Origin of the sequence: Neorhizobium sp. S3-V5DH (assembly GCF_004343065.1) — a bacterium.
GTDB lineage: Bacteria > Pseudomonadota > Alphaproteobacteria > Rhizobiales > Rhizobiaceae > Neorhizobium > Neorhizobium huautlense.
This window is the reverse complement of the sequence record NZ_SMCL01000034.1, coordinates 22,966-39,658: the sequence shown is the minus strand read 5'-3', so window position 1 is coordinate 39,658 and position 16,693 is coordinate 22,966. Positions and strand designations below refer to the sequence as shown.

Annotated in this window: 13 protein-coding genes; 12 read left to right on the top strand and 1 reads right to left on the bottom strand. The window is 61.9% G+C overall.

Annotation, left to right across the window (positions count from 1 at the left end; genetic code table 11):
• Positions 1 to 183 precede the first annotated feature (183 nt).
• From EDE09_RS26825 to xylA, 3 genes are all read left to right on the top strand, one after another.
• Positions 184 to 1,209, top strand: coding sequence for a LacI family DNA-binding transcriptional regulator (locus EDE09_RS26825; protein ID WP_132413433.1), 1,026 nt, complete (start codon positions 184 to 186; stop codon positions 1,207 to 1,209).
• Positions 1,210 to 1,300: 91 nt separating this feature from the next.
• The gene (gene xylB / locus EDE09_RS26820) at positions 1,301 to 2,755 is read left to right on the top strand and encodes a xylulokinase (protein ID WP_105371557.1); all 1,455 of its coding nucleotides are present in this window, start codon (positions 1,301 to 1,303) and stop codon (positions 2,753 to 2,755) included.
• Between the two features lie 169 nt (positions 2,756 to 2,924).
• On the top strand, positions 2,925 to 4,235 hold the full coding sequence (xylA, locus tag EDE09_RS26815) for a xylose isomerase (RefSeq protein WP_105371558.1): 1,311 nt from the start codon (positions 2,925 to 2,927) through the stop codon (positions 4,233 to 4,235).
• A gap of 84 nt (positions 4,236 to 4,319) precedes the next feature.
• Here xylA and EDE09_RS26810 read toward each other — a convergent pair whose 3' ends face one another.
• Positions 4,320 to 5,735 (bottom strand): aspartate aminotransferase family protein, encoded by a 1,416-nt coding sequence (locus tag EDE09_RS26810; protein ID WP_105371599.1) that lies wholly within the window; start codon positions 5,733 to 5,735, stop codon positions 4,320 to 4,322.
• Between the two features lie 348 nt (positions 5,736 to 6,083).
• Between EDE09_RS26810 and EDE09_RS26805 the strand changes: the two genes are divergently transcribed.
• The 9 genes from EDE09_RS26805 (at position 6,084) to EDE09_RS26765 (ending at position 16,690) form a co-directional block, all read left to right on the top strand.
• Positions 6,084 to 7,607: a sugar ABC transporter ATP-binding protein gene (locus EDE09_RS26805; protein ID WP_105371559.1), complete on the top strand. Its 1,524-nt coding sequence runs from the start codon at positions 6,084 to 6,086 to the stop codon at positions 7,605 to 7,607.
• Positions 7,607 to 8,608, top strand: coding sequence for an ABC transporter permease (locus EDE09_RS26800; RefSeq protein WP_105371560.1), 1,002 nt, complete (start codon positions 7,607 to 7,609; stop codon positions 8,606 to 8,608). Before EDE09_RS26805 ends, EDE09_RS26800 begins: the two co-directional genes overlap by 1 nt.
• A gap of 82 nt (positions 8,609 to 8,690) precedes the next feature.
• Entirely contained in the window at positions 8,691 to 9,656 is a 966-nt protein-coding gene (locus EDE09_RS26795) for a substrate-binding domain-containing protein (protein ID WP_105371561.1), read from the top strand.
• An 85-nt stretch (positions 9,657 to 9,741) separates the two neighbouring features.
• Positions 9,742 to 10,794, top strand: coding sequence for a sugar phosphate isomerase/epimerase (locus tag EDE09_RS26790; protein WP_105371562.1), 1,053 nt, complete (start codon positions 9,742 to 9,744; stop codon positions 10,792 to 10,794).
• Positions 10,795 to 10,986: 192 nt separating this feature from the next.
• On the top strand, positions 10,987 to 12,165 hold the full coding sequence (locus tag EDE09_RS26785) for a Gfo/Idh/MocA family oxidoreductase (RefSeq protein WP_105371563.1): 1,179 nt from the start codon (positions 10,987 to 10,989) through the stop codon (positions 12,163 to 12,165).
• Between the two features lie 203 nt (positions 12,166 to 12,368).
• Positions 12,369 to 13,781, top strand: a complete 1,413-nt coding sequence (locus EDE09_RS26780; RefSeq protein ID WP_132413431.1) for a GH1 family beta-glucosidase — start codon at positions 12,369 to 12,371, stop codon at positions 13,779 to 13,781.
• A gap of 378 nt (positions 13,782 to 14,159) precedes the next feature.
• Complete coding sequence (locus EDE09_RS26775; protein WP_105371600.1) at positions 14,160 to 15,197, top strand: methionine ABC transporter ATP-binding protein; 1,038 nt, start codon at positions 14,160 to 14,162, stop codon at positions 15,195 to 15,197.
• Positions 15,187 to 15,855: a methionine ABC transporter permease gene (locus EDE09_RS26770; RefSeq protein WP_105371565.1), complete on the top strand. Its 669-nt coding sequence runs from the start codon at positions 15,187 to 15,189 to the stop codon at positions 15,853 to 15,855. Before EDE09_RS26775 ends, EDE09_RS26770 begins: the two co-directional genes overlap by 11 nt.
• 58 nt (positions 15,856 to 15,913) lie before the next feature.
• Positions 15,914 to 16,690: a MetQ/NlpA family ABC transporter substrate-binding protein gene (locus EDE09_RS26765; protein WP_105374239.1), complete on the top strand. Its 777-nt coding sequence runs from the start codon at positions 15,914 to 15,916 to the stop codon at positions 16,688 to 16,690.
• The last annotated feature ends 3 nt before the right edge of the window (positions 16,691 to 16,693 follow it).

The window sequence follows — 16,693 nt, the reverse complement described above, 5'->3', positions numbered from 1 at the left end:
GACGACCTCAACTGCTCCAACCGCCCGGTGCGGACCCGCATGCCGGGTGGTGTGGGAGGGGCGGAGCCAATAGGCTCCCCCCTATCCCGATTGGGGTAGATTTCCAGAACTTCGAGCGGCGTCTGCGAAATTCTGATTTACGTACCTCAAAAATTGAGCTAGGACCTCTTTGCGGAGGAGTTCATGAAGCCCACAGTGCATGACATCGCCAAAAGTGCGGGCGTCAGCCTTGCGACCGTCGACCGGGTTCTCAACGGCCGGCCGGGTGTTCGCGGCGTGACGCGTGCCAGGGTGGAGGAGGCAATCGCCTCGCTCGGCTACGTGCGCGATCTGGCGGCGGCAAACCTTGCCAAGGGACGAACCTATTCCTTCGTCTTCATCCTTCCGGAAAACGACAATTCCTTCATGATCGGCCTGCATGAGGAAGTGCGCGGCGCGGTTGCCCGGTCAAGCGCGGAGCGGACCAGGATCCGGATCGTCGACGTTCCGCCCTTCGATGCCAAGGCTCTCGTTGCCGCGCTCGAGAACGTGCTGGCCGAAAAGCCGGCCGGCGTCGCCTTTGTCGCCATTGATGCGCCGGGCGTCCGGGAGGCGGCTATGCGCCTTCGTGAGGCGGGCATTCCGATGGTCACCCTGGTTTCGGACCTGCCCGACTCGTCGCGCGATCATTATGCGGGGATAGACAATATCGCTGCCGGGCGCACGGCGGGCAGCCTGATGGGCCGGTTTCTGAGCGGTCGCGAGGCGACTGTTGCGGTGCTGGCGGGTTCCATGCTGGTGCGCGACCATCGGGAGCGTCTGGAAGGTTTTTCGGCCGTCATCGGCGACCACTATTCTAACATCGTCGTCCTGCCGGTGCTGGAAGGGCGCGACGATCCGGTGCTTGCCGAGAGCATGGTCGCCGATACGCTCAGTCGGCACCCGGATATCGCGGGCATTTACAGCCTCGGCGCCGGCAATCGCGGCTTGATCCGCGCGATCCAGAAGGCGGACATCGTCAAGCGGCCGGTCGTGATTGCTCACGAGCTTACCAATTCCACACGTTCCGCCCTTGTCGGCGGGGTTATCGATGCCGTTCTGAATCAGGATGCGGGGCACGAAGTCCGCAGCGCCATCCGGGTGCTCACGGCCAAGGCGGACGGCTTGCCGGTGATCGCCGCGCAGGAGCGCATCCGCATCGACATTTTCTTGAAGGACAATCTGCCCTGAACGGTGCCGCACGCACAGCGTGAGGCGGCTGCGGGTGCGCCTAAAACAAACAAACCGCCGGAGAAAAGTCGGCGGAAAAAGGAGAAACACCATGTATCTGGGACTCGATCTCGGCACCTCCGGCGTCAAGGCGATGCTGATCGACGGCGATCAGAAGATCATCGGCTCGGCGACCGGTTCGCTCGACGTCTCGCGTCCGCATTCCGGCTGGTCGGAGCAGGAGCCGGCCCAGTGGATCCGCGCGACGGAGGAGGCGGTCGCGGGCCTCAAGGCGAAGTTCCCGAAGGAACTGGCCGCGGTGAAGGGCATCGGCCTGTCCGGTCAGATGCATGGCGCGACACTGCTCGATGCCGAGGACAAGGTGCTGCGTCCCTGCATCCTCTGGAACGACACGCGCTCCTATGAAGAAGCCGCAGCGCTCGACGCCAATCCGATTTTCCGCAAGCTGACCGGCAATATCGTTTTCCCCGGCTTCACCGCACCGAAACTCGTCTGGGTGAAGAACAACGAGCCGGAAATCTTCGCCAGAGTGGCCAAGGTGCTGCTGCCGAAGGATTATCTGCGTCTCTGGCTGACCGGCGAACATATTTCGGAAATGTCGGATTCGGCCGGAACCTCCTGGCTCGATACGGGCGCGCGCAGATGGTCGTCCGAATTGCTTGCGGCAACCGGCCTTTCCGAAAGCCAGATGCCATCGCTCGTCGAAGGCACGGACCAGGCCGGCAAGCTGCGCGGCGAACTGGCGGCTGCCTGGGGTATTTCCGGCGGTGTCGTGGTCGCCGGCGGGGCAGGGGACAACGCCGCCTCCGCCTGCGGAATGGGCACGGTTGCAGAGGGCAATGCCTTTGTTTCGCTCGGTACATCGGGCGTGCTCTTTGCTGCCAATGGCTCTTATCTGCCGAAGCCCGAAAGTGCCGTGCATGCCTTCTGCCATGCGCTGCCGAAGACCTGGCACCAGATGGGGGTCATCCTGTCGGCAACCGACGCGCTCAACTGGTATTCGCACATTGCCGGCCGGTCCGCCGCCGAATTGACCCAGGAACTTGGCGACAGGCTGAAGGCGCCGACCGGCGTCACCTTCCTGCCCTATCTCTCCGGGGAACGCACGCCGCACAATGACGCGGTGATCCGCGGCTCGTTCATCGGCCTCGGGCACGAAAGCGACCGTGCGGCGCTGACGCAGGCGGTGCTGGAGGGCGTGACCTTTGCTATCCGCGACAATCTCGAGGCGCTGAAATCTGCAGGCACCTCGATTTCCCGGGTGACTGCGATCGGCGGCGGTTCGCGCTCGCGCTACTGGCTCGCTTCGATCGCAACGTCGCTCGGCGTGCCGGTCGATATCCCTGCGGACGGTGATTTCGGCGCAGCTTTCGGTGCCGCTCGCCTTGGCCTGATCGCGGCGACGGGTGCTGATCCGCTTACCGTCTGCTCGGCGCCGAAGACCGACGAGACGATCGAGCCGGTCGCTTCGCTGAGCGGGGCCTACGAAACCGCCTACGCCCGCTACCGAGCTGCCTACCCGGCGGTGCGGGTCTTGGCGCATTAAACCGAGGCGCCCCCTCATCCGCCTGCCGGCACGTTCTCCCCAAGGGGAGAAGGATCGCGGCGGTGCTTCAGTCCCCCTCTACCCTTGGGGAGAAGGTGGCCCGAAGGGTCGGATGAGGGGGCGCTTCATGAACCAACCGGACAATTTGAATACCCAAGGAGAAACAACCATGAGCACAGGCTTTTTCGGAGACATCCAGAAGATCAAATACGAGGGGCCGGAGAGCACCAATCCGCTCGCCTTCCGTCACTACAATCCTGATGAGATCGTCGGCGGCAAGCGCATGGAAGACCATCTGCGCTTTGCGGTCGCCTACTGGCATACCTTCACCTGGCCGGGCGGCGACCCCTTTGGAGGCCAGACCTTCCTGCGCCCCTGGTTCGAGGACACCATGCAGGCGGCGAAGCTGAAAGCCGACGTCGCATTCGAGTTCTTCCAACTGCTCGGCGCGCCGTTCTACTGCTTCCACGACGCGGACGTGCGCCCGGAAGGCAACAACTTTGCCGAAAACACCCGGAACCTCAACGAGATCGTCGACTATTTCGAGAAGAAACAGGCCGAGACCGGCGTGAAGCTTCTCTGGGGCACGGCGAACCTCTTCTCCAACCGCCGCTATATGGCCGGTGCCGCGACCAACCCGGATCCGGATGTCTTCGCCTTTTCTGCCGCGACCGTGAAGACCTGCCTCGATGCCACCAAGCGCCTTGGCGGCGCCAATTACGTGCTTTGGGGTGGTCGCGAGGGTTACGAGACCATTCTCAATACGGATTTCACCCGCGAGCTCGACCAGATGGGCCGCTTTCTCAATCTCGTGGTCGAGTACAAGTACAAGATCGGCTTCGAAGGCACGATCCTGATCGAGCCGAAGCCGCAGGAACCGACCAAACATCAGTACGACTACGACGTTTCGACCGTTTATGCCTTCCTGCAGAAGAACGGGCTCGAGAAGGAAGTGAAGGTCAATATCGAGCAGGGCCATGCCATCCTTGCCGGACATTCCTTCGAACACGAGATCGCCATGGCGAATACGTTCGACATCTTCGGTTCGATCGATATGAACCGCAACGACTACCAATCCGGCTGGGATACCGACCAGTTCCCGAACAACGTGCCGGAAATGGCGCTCGCCTATTACCACATCCTCTCCGGCGGCGGCTTCCAGAACGGCGGCACCAATTTCGACTCCAAACTCCGCCGCCAGTCTCTTGACCCGCAGGACCTCCTGATCGGCCATATCGGCGGCATGGATTGCTGCGCCCGCGGCATCAAGGCGGCGGCAAAGATGCTGGACGACGGCGCGCTCAAGAAGCCGCTGGATGCCCGCTACGAGAAATGGGACAGCCCGGAATACCAGAAGATGCTGCGCGGCGAATACAAGCTGGACGATATCGCCGCGTGGGTCGAAAAGAACAACATCAACCCCGAGCCGAAGTCCGGCCGCCAGGAATATCTGGAAAACGTCGTCAACCGCTACGTTTGACGGTCCGCCTCTTTCTCGGAGAACGCCCAGGTTTTCAGGAGCCTGGGCTCCGACGGAGGGCTAGAACAGCCCTCCGTCGGTGTTTCAGACCGAAGCATGGCCGAATCTGACAGCGCGATAGGCTTCGACGATCGTTTCGGCCACATCCGCCGCCACATCGGTCGTCGTCTGGTAGTTGATGACCGAAAGGCGCATCACCTGCCTGCCCCGCCAGCTCGCGCCGCCGGCAAACATCGATCCTTCTTGCTGCAGCCTTAAAATCGTATTTTTCGTCAGTTGATCGCCCTGTTCCGGTGGCAGGTCGCTGCCGAAACGCAGGACGATCTGATTGAGGACCACTTCGTTCACGACGGCTATTCCAGGTTCAGCCGCGAGCCTTTCCGCCAGCAGGACCGCTGCATCGCAGGCGTTGTCGACAAGTCCAGTGATTCCGTCGCGACCGAGATGCTTCATCATCGCCCAGGTGGGAAACCCCCGGGCACGTCTCGAAAGCTCAGGCACATAATGGGAGGGATCGCGCTCGTCGTTGCTGGCGAGCGGCAGATAACTGGCGGCGATCGTCATGGCGCGGCGGTGGGCGGTTTCGTCCCTGACGATCGCATAGCCGCTGTCATAGGGGGTCTGCAGCCATTTATGCCCGTCGGTCGCCCAGCTGTCGGCTTGATCCAAGCCAACGGCGAGGTGACGGGTTTTGGGAGAGGCCTGCGCCCAAAGGCCGAAGGCTCCGTCTAGGTGGACCCAGGCGTTCTTGCTCTTTGCCAGCGGGATGAGCGAGGCGAAATCGTCAAAGGCGCCCGTATTGATCTGTCCGGCTTGCAGGATGACGATGGCCGGGCCGTTCACTTCGGCAATCGACCCGGCGAAGGCGACATTGTCGATCCTGCCCTGGTCGTCTGTCGCTATCCGGACCACGCGATCATGTCCGAGCCCCAGGAACTGCAGCGCCGAGAAGACGGTGGTATGAGCGTCATCCCCGATCAGGACAGTGATCGGAGGTGCGCCGAACAGGCCTCTGGCATCCGCGTCCCAGCCGGCGTTCCGCAGCACCTGGCTTCGCGCCGCTGCAAGGCAGGTGAAATTGGCAACCGTCGCACCGGTGACGAAACCGACCGAACATCCCGGCGGAAGCGACAGAACGTCGAGCAGCCAGCGGGCCGCAACGGTCTCGACGGCGGCTGCCGAGGGCGAGGCCGTGTGGTTTCCGGCGTTCTGTCCCCAGGCGCTGGTGAGAAAATCCGCGGCGACGCCCACCGGATGGGAGCCGCCGATGACCCAGCCGAAAAACCGCGGCCCAACCATCAGGTGGAGGCCCGGATCTGCCTTTTCGGCAAGCAAAGCCAAGACATCTTCCATATCGGTTCCCTGCTTCGGCAAATCTTCGGAAAAAGCCTCGACCGATGCTGCATAGTCCCGGCCAGGGCGATGAGGGCGGTTGAGGACCGATGCGCGAAAATCCGCTGCAAGGCGTGCCGCCATGGAAAACAGTGTCTCAGTCGTCATCGCGGTCGCTCCCAAAACCATTTTTCCGCAAGCATACACCGACCATTGATCCTCGTCGCGACCGAGAGGCACCGCAAACCCTCGTTCACCGGTTGAATTGCCGATGAACTCCCTAAGTAATTCGAGGTAGTTGCCGGAACGGCGGAAGTCGCGTCCGCATCCTTGGTTGTAAAGGCCATCCAGGCAAACCACTATTTTCGCACAATCCTGCTTTACGTACCTCAGAAACTCGGTTAGCGTCGTCGTCGGGAGGAAATTCAGGGTGCAGTTCGCTGTTTCGATACGCGCTGTCGGTTCCGCGGCGACCCCTTGCGGGATCGGCCGTTGCAGCCTGCGGGGTGTCCATCCATGACGGAACCGGAGACGAGTCCGTTAGCGCCGCTTCTGGAGGCTGTCGGCCTTTCCAAGACCTTCGGCATTGTCGAGGTCCTGAAGGACGTCAACCTCACTGTCCGTCCCGGCGAGGTGCATGCCATCATCGGCGAAAACGGCGCCGGCAAATCAACCTTGATGAAAATCCTTGCGGGCAACCAGCCGCCGACTCGCGGCGAAATGCGCATGGACGGCGAGGTGGTGAGTTTCTCGGGCCCGGTGGATGCGGAAAATCGCGGCATCGTTCTGGTGCATCAGGAAATCCTGCTCGCTCCGGATCTGACCGTCGCACAGAACATCTATCTCGGCCGTGAACTGCACAAGGGCATCTTCATCGACGACCGAGCCATGAACGAAGGCGCGGCAAGCGCCATCCGCGATCTCGGCGGCGATATCGATCCCAATGCGATCGTTTCGCGACTGTCGATCGCCCAGCGCCAGATCGTGCAGATCGCCCGGGTGTTGTTGGTGCCGCACCGGATCGTCATCTTCGACGAGCCGACCGCCTCATTGACGCCTCACGAGACCGAAGCGCTCCTGAAGGTCATCAAGGACATCCGTGCCAAGGGTGTTGGGGTGCTCTATATCTCGCACCGCCTGCCGGAGGTGAAGGAGATCGCCGACCGCGTAACCGTCTTGCGCGACGGTCGTCTGGTTGCATCGCATCCGGCAAGCGAGCTTGAGCCGGCCGACATGGCGCGCCTGATGGTCGGCCGCGACGTGGCGAAGCTCTATCCCGATCGTCAGGCAGCGGCGGCGCGAGAAGCGGTCTTGCAGGTCGCTCATCTCAATGTCCCCGGTTATGCGCAGGACGCTTCCTTCGAGCTTCGCAAGGGCGAAATCCTCGGCTTCGCCGGGCTGGTCGGCGCGGGCCGCACAGAGCTGATGGAAGGTCTGGTCGGCCTTCGTCCGAGCCGTGGCGCCGTACGTCTCAACGGCCGGCCCGTCGATTTCCGTGACGTCCATACGAGCCTGAAGGCCGGCATCGCCTACCTTTCCGAAGACCGGAAAGGCAAGGGCCTGCTGCTCAGCAAGGACCTGCGCGTCAACCTGACGCTCTCTTCGCTCGGCAAGTTCGTCGGCGCGCTGCAGATCGACCGGAAGCGGGAGAGCGAGGCGCTCGATCAGGCGATCCGCGATTTCGACATTCGCACCGGCCGGAAGGACATCCTGGCCGGTCAGCTTTCCGGCGGCAATCAGCAGAAGCTGTTGCTTGCCAAGATGATGATGCTCGACCCCTCGATCGTCATCATCGACGAGCCGACGCGTGGCATCGACATCGGCAACAAGGAACAGATCTACAAATTTATCGCCAGGCTGGCTGAGGAAGGGCGTTCGATCATCGTCGTGTCCTCCGAAATGCCGGAGCTGATCGGCATTTGCGACCGCATTCTGGTGATGCGGTCCGGCCGGATCGTCGGCGAGGTGACGGGAGAGCATATGAACGAGAATGAGATCGTCCAGCTTGCGACGGGCGTGAAAACGGGGGAGGCGGCCTGATGAGTTCCGTCGCAACCGAACCGGCGAAGGCGCCGAAGACATCCAAGGACTGGGACATGGCGGCGATCGCGCCGTTCATTGCGCTCGCACTTCTCCTGGTGCTCGGCTATTTCGCCAACCCGAATTTCGTTTCGGTCGCCAATATTCTCAACGTCATCACCCGCAGCGCCTTCATCGCGATCATCGCGCTCGGCGCCACCTATGTGATCTCGTCGGGCGGGCTCGATTTGTCCGTCGGCTCGATGGTCGCCTTTGTGGCGAGCCTGATGATCCTGTTTCTGAATTCAGGAACGATTGCCGATCCAACGCTGCTGCTGATTGCGGGCATGGGTCTGACGATCGCGATGGGCGCCGCGTGTGGGCTTGCGAACGGGCTGATCACCACGATCGGCCGCATCGAACCCTTTATCGCTACGCTCGGTACGATGGGCATCTATCGCGGGCTTACCACCTGGCTCTCCCAGGGGGGCGCCATCACGCTGCGCGACCGCGAGCTGCAGGCGCTCTACCGGCCGGTCTATTTCGGCTCGGTGGGCGGCATTCCGGTGCCGATCATCATCATTTTCGTGACCGCGGCCATCTGTGCCTTCGTTCTTTATCGCACCCGCTACGGCCGGCATGTGGTCGCCGTCGGGTCGAACGAGGACGTGGCGCGTTATTCCGGTATTTCCGTCAACAGGGTCCGCACGGTGGCTTACGTCATCCAGGGCCTCTGCGTCGCAGTCGCCGTGCTGCTCTACGTCCCGCGCCTGGGCTCCACCTCTGCCACAACCGGCATTCTGTGGGAGTTGCAGGCGATCACAGCGGTGGTCGTAGGCGGCACGGCGCTGCGCGGAGGGGTGGGGCGCATCTGGGGCACGGTCTGCGGCGCCTTCATTCTCGAAATCGTCGGCAATATCATGCTGCTTTCGAATTTCGTCAGCGAATACCTGATCGGCGCCATCCAGGGAGCGATCATCATCATCGCCATGCTGGTGCAGCGGTCGCTGATGCGAAAATGAAACGCAACACGTGAGGAGATTGGTCGGGCTCCGGGTCGCGTCCGATCACGAATGAAAAGACCTGATGCTAGGGAGAGAGAACATGCGTAGAAGAACTTTCGGGATGGCTGCCGCGGCGCTCGCTGCTTCGGTCGCCGTCGGTCCCAGCCTCGGCTGGGCGCAGGAGGAGAAGAAGGTGACCATCGGCGTCTCCATTCCGGCGGCCGACCACGGCTGGACGGCGGGCGTCGTGTTCCATGCCGAACGCGTCGCCAAGCTTCTGATGCAGGAGCACAAGGGTCTGAACGTCATCGTCAAGACCTCGCCCGATCCGGCAAGCCAGGCGAATGCAGTGCAGGATCTTGCCGTTCAGGGCATCGACGGCCTCGTCATCCTGCCGACCGATCCCGATCCGCTTGTCAACGCCATCCAGCAGGTCAAGGATTCGGGCAAGTTCGTCGCTCTGGTCGACCGTGCGCCGTCGAACAATGACAACTCGGTTCGTGACCTTTATGTCGCCGGCAACAACCCGGCGCTTGGCCAGGTTGCGGGCGAATACATCAAGAAGACCACGCCGAACGCCCAAGTCGTCGTCATCCGTGGCCTGCCCATCCCGATCGACCAGCAGCGCCAGGATGGTTTCGACAAGGGTATCGCAGGCTCCGGCGTCAAGATCCTGGAGCGGCAGTACGGTAACTGGAACCGCGACGACGCCTTCCGCGTCATGCAGGACTACCTCACCAAATATCCGAAGATCGACGTGGTCTGGTGTCAGGACGACGACATGGCGGTCGGCGTGCTCGAAGCCATCCAGCAAGCCAAGCGCACCGACATCCAGTATGTGGTTGCCGGCGCCGGCTCCAAGGACATGGTCAAGCGCGTCATGGACGGCGACAAGATGATCCCGGTCGACGTGCTCTATCCGCCGTCGATGGTGGCAACCGCCATGCAGCTCACCGCCGCCCATTTCTACGACCAGGTTCCGGTCAGCGGCGAATATATCCTCGATGCCACGCTGGTGACGAAGGAGAACGCCAAGGACTTCTATTTCCCGGATTCTCCGTTCTAATTTATTGCCAAGGCGCGCGCCGTCGACGGAGCGCGCCTTTTTTCATGTCTGTCATTTTCGCCGTCATTACCCAGGGAGTAAAACCATGAAGACGATCAAGGGACCCGCCCTCTTTCTCGGTCAGTTCGCGGGCGATGCCGCGCCGTTCAATTCGTGGGATGCGATCACCAAATGGGCGGCGGAGAAGGGTTATATCGGCGTGCAGGTGCCGACCTGGGCCGGACAGCTCATCGACCTGAAGAAGGCGGCGACCTCCAAGGATTATTGCGACGAATTCGCAGGGATCGCGCGCCAGAACGGCATCGAGGTGACGGAGCTTTCCACCCATCTCCAGGGCCAGCTGGTCGCCGTGCATCCGGCCTATGACGAGGCCTTCGACGGCTTTGCCGCACCGGAAGTGCGCGGCAATCCGAGGGCGCGGCAGGCCTGGGCGGTCGAGCAGGTGAAGATGGCCCTCTCGGCGTCAAAGAACCTCGGCATCAAGGCTCACGCGACCTTCTCCGGCGCTCTCGCCTGGCCGTTCATCTATCCGTGGCCGCAGCGCCCGGCGGGGCTCGTCGAGACAGCTTTCGACGAACTCGCAAAACGCTGGACGCCGATCCTCGATCATGCGGAGGATTGCGGCGTCGATGTCTGCTACGAAATCCATCCGGGCGAGGACCTGCATGACGGCGTCACCTTCGAGATGTTCCTGGCGCAGGTGAAGAACCACAAACGCGCCAACATGCTCTACGACCCGTCGCACTACGTGCTGCAGTGCCTCGACTATCTCGATCACATCGACATCTACAAGGATCGGATCAAGATGTTCCACGTCAAGGACGCGGAGTTCAATCCGACCGGCCGCCAGGGTGTTTATGGCGGTTATCAGGGCTGGGTCGGCCGGGCCGGTCGGTTCCGTTCCCCGGGCGACGGGCAGGTGGATTTCGGTGCGATCTTCTCCAAGATGGCCGCCAACGATTTCGACGGCTGGGCGGTGGTCGAATGGGAATGCGCGCTGAAGCACCCGGAAGATGGCGCTCGCGAAGGGGCTGAATTCGTCAAGGCTCACATCATCCGCGTCACCGAAAGAGCATTTGACGATTTCGCCAGCGGCGGCACCGACGACGCCGCCAACCGGCGGATGCTGGGGCTTTAGGACCTATTGCCCTCACCCTAACCCTCTCCCCGTTTTGACGGTGAGAGGGTATGTGCCCTGCCTTGGTGGCGGAGGGAGCGCAGAGGTTGCAGCATGTTTCCTTCTCCCCGCGGGCGGGGAGAAGGTGCCCGGCAGGGCGGATGAGGGGCGGTCGCTCTCTCATCAATTGTAGGTTTCAGGAGAGGATATTTCATGGCAATCGAAGGCAAGGACGAACAGGCGCGGGAGCCGCGGATCCGGCTCGGCATGGTGGGCGGCGGCGCGGGCGCCTTTATCGGGGCGGTGCACCGCATGGCGGCGAGGCTGGACGACCAGTTCGAGCTCGTCGCGGGTGCGCTGTCGTCGACGCCGGAAAAGGCCGCTGCGTCCGGCCGCGACCTCGGACTCGATCCGTCGCGCACTTATGGCAGCTATAAAGACATGGCGATCCGTGAGGCCAAGCTGAAGACGGGCATCGAAGCCGTCTCCATCGTCACGCCGAACCACGTTCACTACGACGCGGCGAAGGAATTCCTGCGCCGCGGTATCCACGTGATCTGCGACAAGCCGCTGACCTCGAACCTTGCCGATGCGAAGAAGCTCAAGAAAGTGGCGGACGAGAGCGACGCGCTCTTCATCCTCACCCACAACTACACCGGCTACCCGATGGTGCGGCAGGCCCGCGAAATGATTGCCAACGGCGATCTCGGACAGATCCGCATCGTTCAGGTGGAATATCCGCAGGACTGGCTGACCGAGGCGGTCGAGCAGACCGGCGCCAAACAGGCGGTCTGGCGCACCGACCCGGCCCAATCCGGTGCCGGTGGTTCGACCGGTGATATCGGCACGCATGCCTATAATCTCGCCTGCTTCATCACCGGGCTGACGCTCGAAAGCCTTGCCGCCGATCTCGATACCTTCGTCGAAGGCCGCCGGCTTGACGACAACGGCCATGTGCTGCTGCGCTTCGAAGGCGGCGCCAAGGGCATGCTCTGGTGCAGTCAGGTGGCGCCGGGAAATGAGAACGGCCTGAAGATCCGCGTTTACGGTACCAAAGGCGGCATCGAATGGGTTCAGGCGGACCCGAACTATCTGTGGTTCACGCCTTTCGGCGAACCGAAACGCCTGCTCACCCGTGCCGGAGCAGGGGCCGGCGCTGCGGCCGCTCGCGTCAGCCGCATCCCCTCGGGCCATCCGGAAGGGTATCTCGAAGCCTTCGCGACGATCTACACCGAGGCTGCGCGCGCCATCAATGCCAGAAAGAAAGGCGCCAAACTGGATAGCGGCGTCGTCTATCCGACCGTCGACGACGGCGTGAAGGGCGTTGCTTTCGTCGAAGCCTGCGTCGCCTCTTCGAAGAGGAATGGGGCCTGGGTGAAGCCTGGGGCCTGATCGGCCATCCATCAATCCTTTGATAAAGCCAGCCGGGTTCATGCCCGGTTGGTCAGGTCAAAAGAGGCTTTTGTCAGAAGTTGTCTCCTTCTTCCTGCAACGTTTCAGAATTATCACTTCGCACCCTGTACAACTGCGCCGGGCTTGGTTAAACCGCCGCCGAAGATGGTTCGATAGATCCGCAACAAGCTACGGCGGCCCCCATGACCAATCCCAAGACACCCAATCCCAAAAAATTCGCCTCCCGCTTCCCCGGCGATTTTCTGTGGGGCGTGGCAACCGCCTCATATCAGATCGAAGGATCGACCAAGGCGGACGGACGCAAGCCCTCCATCTGGGACGCGTTTTCCAACATGCCGGGCCGTGTCTATCAGGGCCACAACGGCGATATCGCCTGCGACCACTACAATCGCTGGGAACAGGATCTCGATCTCATCAAGGAGATGGGCGTCGAGGCTTATCGTTTCTCGATCGCCTGGCCGCGTATCATTCCGGAGGGGACCGGGCCGATCAACGAAAAGGGGCTGGATTTCTACGACCGCCTGATCGACGGCTGCAAGGCGCGCGGCATCAAGACCTATGCGACGCTCTACCACTGGGATCTGCCGCTCACGCTGATGGGCGAGGGCGGTTGGGCGGCGCGCTCGACGGCCTATGCCTTCCAGCGCTATGCCAAGGTGGTCATGGACCGGTTCGGAGACCGTCTGGATGCGGTCGCGACCTTCAACGAGCCCTGGTGCATCGTCTGGCTCAGTCACCTCTGGGGCATCCATGCGCCCGGCGAGAAGAATATGCAGGCGGCTCTTCACGCCATGCATCACGTCAACCTCGCTCACGGGCTCGGCGTCGAGGCGATCCGTCAGGTTTCGCCGAAGGTCCCGGTCGGCATCGTCATCAATGCCAATTCCGTCATCCCGGGCTCCGACAGCCCTGCCGATCGCGCGGCGGGCGAACGCGCCCACCAGTTCCACAACGGCGCTTTTTTTGATCCGATCTTCGAGGGCGCGTATCCGGAGGAGTTTCTGGAAGCGCTCGGCGACCGTATGCCGGTCGTGGAAGAAGGCGACCTCAAGACCATCAGCCAAAAGCTCGACTGGTGGGGACTGAACTACTACACGCCGCTGCGGGTCCATGATGATCCGGAGCGCAAGGGCGATTTTCCGTGGACGGTGGAGGCCAAGCGCGCCAGCGACGTCAAGACCGATATCGGCTGGGAAGTCTATGCGCCGGGCCTGAAACTGCTTGTCGAGGATCTCTACCGCCGCTACGACCTGCCGGATTGCTACATCACCGAAAACGGGGCCTGCTACAACATCGAGCCGGTGGCCGGCGAGGTGGATGACCAGCCGCGCCTCGACTATTATGTCGAGCACCTGTCGGTGGTGGCCGATCTCATCGCGGACGGTTATCCGATGAAGGGCTATTTTGCCTGGAGCCTGATGGATAATTTCGAATGGGCGGAAGGTTACCGGATGCGGTTCGGCCTTGTCCACGTCAACTACGAAACCCAGGAACGGACGATCAAGAAAAGCGGTAAATGGTATCGTGATCTGGCGGTTGAATTCCCGCATGGCAATTCCGGTGCAATCCGCGTGGCCAAGGCAGGCAAGCTCTAACTTTGAATGTCTGGGGTTGACCTGACGGCGCGTGCCTGACGGATTTCCGTCGGCATACATTTTTTCAATGCGGAGAGTTATCTGGAATTTCTTTCCTCGGCATTTGCAGCGGCGCAGTGTCATAAAGCGTCAAGCAGCCGCATGGCCGGCTTGCATATCAGTCGTTGAAAGAGGGCCCTGGAGAATGGTAGATCGGCGCTTCACACGTCGAATGTGTTGCTGAGCGGCAGCACATCCTTTTCCGTGACCTGAGCTGCGCCAGCTTGCGCGGCTGAAATGAGCTCTCAAATGAACCCGACAAATCAGACAGTGCAGCAAGCGCAGGCGGGCAGCCTTCCGGCGTCTGCCGAGGCGGTGCCGCACGCCGCCGTCCAGCCGATGGTTTCCTTCGAAGCGGTGACCAAGCGCTTCGGCAGCAGTGAACAGAACCAGTTCCTCGCTCTCGACGGCGTCGACCTCTCGGTTGCGCGCGGCGCGATCACCGGCATTATCGGCCGGTCCGGGGCCGGCAAATCGACCCTGATCCGCCTCGTCAATGGGCTGGAAAAGGCAACCTCCGGCCGCGTCGTCGTCGACGGCATCGAGGTCGGCGGCCTTTCGGAAACCGGCCTTCGCGACCTGCGCCGCCAGGTCGGCATGATCTTCCAGCATTTCAACCTTTTGTCTTCGCGCACGGCCTTCGAGAATGTGGCGCTGCCGCTGGAAATTGCCGGCCTCGACGGGAAGGCAATCCGAGACAAGGTGGCGCCGCTCCTCGATCTCGTCGGCCTCGGCGACAAATCCAACCGTTATCCGGCGGAACTATCGGGCGGCCAGAAGCAACGCGTCGGCATTGCCCGGGCGCTCGCCACGTCGCCGAAGCTGTTGCTCTCCGACGAGGCCACTTCGGCGCTCGATCCGGAAACGACGCAATCGATCCTCGACCTCCTGAAGCGCATCAATGCCGAGTTCGGGCTTACCGTTCTGCTGATCACCCACGAAATGGAGGTGGTGAAGACGATCGCCTCCGACGTTGCGGTGATCGATCGCGGCAGGATCGTTGAGGCGGGTCGCACCTTCGATATCTTCACCGGGGCAAAACACGAAACGACACGCTCGCTGCTTTCCGCCGCACTCGGAACCAAGCTGCCGGATTGGATCGGCTCAAAGCTGAAGCCGCAGCCCTCGATCGGCGACCGCATCCTGGTGCGGCTTGTCTTTTTCGGCTCGACGGCTTTCCAGCCCCTGACAGGGCGTCTGGTCTCCGAACTCGGCGCCGATGTCAACATTCTGGCCGGCTCCATCGAGGAGATCGCCGGCGAGCCCTATGGTTCGCTCGTCGTCGCCTATCCGGCGGATCCTGCCGTGTTGGGACGCGCCGATCGCTTCTATGCCGCAACCGGCCTCAAGACGGAGGTGCTCGGCTATGTCGCCTGATATGCTCTTCAGCCTGCTTTCGAAATCGCTGCTGCAGACGCTGCAGATGGTGGCGATCGCAGGGCTTCTCGGTTCGCTCGTCGGCCTGCCGATCGGCATTTTCCTGGCCACCAGCGGCAAGGGCGAGCTTTTTCCGGCACCGGTCAGCAACCGTGTGATCGGCGCGATCGTCAATGCGGCCCGCTCGACACCCTTCATCATCCTGGTCGTGGCGATCATTCCCTTCACGCGGCTTGTCACGGGCACCTCGATCGGCACCAATGCGGCAATCGTGCCTTTGACGATCGCAACCATCCCGTTTTTCGCGCGTCTTGTGGAGGCCGCGATCCGGGAAATCGACAAGGGACTGATCGAGGCTGCACGCGCCATGGGTGCCACGCCGCTGCAGATCGTCTTCAAGGTGCTGCTTGCCGAAGCAAAACCCGGGATCACGCTCGGCTTCACCATGACGATCGTCAGCCTGATCGGCTATTCGGCCATGGTCGGCGCCGTCGGCGGCGGGGGGCTCGGTGACCTCGGAATCCGCTACGGCTACCAGCGTTTCATGCCAGAGGTGATGCTCGCCGTCGTGATCGTCCTGATCGTGCTCGTGCAGCTCGTGCAAAGCGCGGGCGATGCGCTCGCCCGCCGCTTCGACAAGCGCAACCGCAAGGCCTGATTTTTTTTGAGATACCAGCCTCCCAGGACTGGAAAAGACTAAACCAAAGGAGACACTCATGAAGAAGCTGATTATCGCCGCGGCACTTGCCGCCTTCGCCGCCGCTCCGGCGCTCGCCGAAGATATTAAGATCGGCGTTACGCCCGGCCCCCACGCCCAGATCATGGAAAAGGTGAAGGAAATCGCAGCTGGCAAGGGCCTCGATATCGAAATCCTCGAATTCTCCGATTATGTCGTGCCCAACCAGGCGCTGGCGGATGGTGAGCTCAACGCCAATTCCTTCCAGCACCAGCCTTATCTCGATAACCAGGTCAAGGACCGGAAGTTCGACCTCGTCAGCGTCGCCCAGACCGTCAACTTCCCGATGGGCGTCTATTCCAAGAAGGTCAAAAGCCTCGGGGAATTAAAGGAAGGCGCAACGATCGCCATTCCGAACGATCCGACCAATGGCGGCCGCGCATTGCTGATTCTCGCCGATCAGGGGCTCATCAAGGTCGATGCCGGCAAGGGCCTGAAGATCGGCCCGGCCGATGTGACGGAGAACCCGAAGAAGATCGAGTTTGCCGAGCTGGACGCTGCTCAGCTTCCGCGCTCGCTGGATGATGTCGACGCCTCCGTCATCAACACCAACTACGCGCTTGAAGCCGGTCTCAATCCGAAGACGGATCCGATCGCCCGCGAAGGCGAGAAAGCGCCTTATATCAACGTCATCGCCGTCAGGTCCAAGGACAAGGACGCCGCCTGGTTGAAGACGCTGATCGAGGCCTATCACAGCGCCGAAGTGAAGGACTTCGTCAACACGACCTTCAAAGGCGCCGTTATCGCGGCCTGGTAACGA

Bases quoted from the DNA above. Each gene is read 5' to 3' on its own strand.
- EDE09_RS26825 (WP_132413433.1), top strand. From the start codon at position 184: ATGAAGCCCACAGTGCATGACATCGCCAAAAGTGCGGGCGTCAGCCTT.
- xylB (WP_105371557.1), top strand. From the start codon at position 1,301: ATGTATCTGGGACTCGATCTCGGCACCTCCGGCGTCAAGGCGATGCTG.
- xylA (WP_105371558.1), top strand. From the start codon at position 2,925: ATGAGCACAGGCTTTTTCGGAGACATCCAGAAGATCAAATACGAGGGG.
- EDE09_RS26810 (WP_105371599.1), bottom strand. From the start codon at position 5,735: ATGACGACTGAGACACTGTTTTCCATGGCGGCACGCCTTGCAGCGGAT.
- EDE09_RS26805 (WP_105371559.1), top strand. From the start codon at position 6,084: ATGACGGAACCGGAGACGAGTCCGTTAGCGCCGCTTCTGGAGGCTGTC.
- EDE09_RS26800 (WP_105371560.1), top strand. From the start codon at position 7,607: ATGAGTTCCGTCGCAACCGAACCGGCGAAGGCGCCGAAGACATCCAAG.
- EDE09_RS26795 (WP_105371561.1), top strand. From the start codon at position 8,691: ATGCGTAGAAGAACTTTCGGGATGGCTGCCGCGGCGCTCGCTGCTTCG.
- EDE09_RS26790 (WP_105371562.1), top strand. From the start codon at position 9,742: ATGAAGACGATCAAGGGACCCGCCCTCTTTCTCGGTCAGTTCGCGGGC.
- EDE09_RS26785 (WP_105371563.1), top strand. From the start codon at position 10,987: ATGGCAATCGAAGGCAAGGACGAACAGGCGCGGGAGCCGCGGATCCGG.
- EDE09_RS26780 (WP_132413431.1), top strand. From the start codon at position 12,369: ATGACCAATCCCAAGACACCCAATCCCAAAAAATTCGCCTCCCGCTTC.
- EDE09_RS26775 (WP_105371600.1), top strand. From the start codon at position 14,160: ATGGTTTCCTTCGAAGCGGTGACCAAGCGCTTCGGCAGCAGTGAACAG.
- EDE09_RS26770 (WP_105371565.1), top strand. From the start codon at position 15,187: ATGTCGCCTGATATGCTCTTCAGCCTGCTTTCGAAATCGCTGCTGCAG.
- EDE09_RS26765 (WP_105374239.1), top strand. From the start codon at position 15,914: ATGAAGAAGCTGATTATCGCCGCGGCACTTGCCGCCTTCGCCGCCGCT.